Consider the following 568-nt stretch of genomic DNA (forward strand, 5'->3'; position numbering starts at 1 on the left):
GTCGGGATCGCGCGGGTCCGGGTGTGCCAGCTTGGCATGTTCCCGGGCTCGACGAGCGTTGTCCTCGGCGCGGAGTTCATGGATCTCGTCGTCGTACGGATTGGATTCGAAGTGAAAGCCCATCACGATGCGCTCCCGATGGCCTCGGCCCGATCAGCCAGGACCGCTTCGGATTCGGACGCCATGCGCATGAAGTCGTCTCGCAAGCTTCTGGCGGTAGGCGTCCCCTGAAAGCTCGGTATAGCCGTCCGCGAAAACGTCGGCGCCGATGGTCACGAGATCGCGGCCCGCGCTTCCACCACGCGAGTGCGTCGCGCCGCTCATGTCCTTTCCGTTCTTCGGGCTGATCGGCACAGCCTTGACTCGCCAGACGGTGCAGTCGGGCGATCCGTCGCCACTGCAGGTGACGTTCGGCTCGCCGGCGATGCGAAAGAGCGTCGTTCCGCGGGCGTTGCCGCTGACGACACGCACGACGACCAGGCATCGAGGCGTCGGCGGCCGGTGGCCGTGGCCGATGTCGATCACTGCGMCAGGGTAGAGCCAGGCGCTCAAGATTCACTCGTAGTGC

General features: G+C 65.8%; 1 protein-coding gene. It reads right to left on the reverse strand.

All coding sequences use genetic code 11. From position 1 onward, the window contains the following. Nucleotides 1-153: 153 nt before the first annotated feature. Complete coding sequence (locus tag AC1DY5_RS58100) at nt 154-552, reverse strand: hypothetical protein (RefSeq protein WP_478123109.1); 399 nt, start codon at nt 550-552, stop codon at nt 154-156. Nucleotides 553-568 lie beyond the last annotated feature (16 nt).

It is taken from the genome of Variovorax sp. P4_D9, assembly GCF_056401695.1.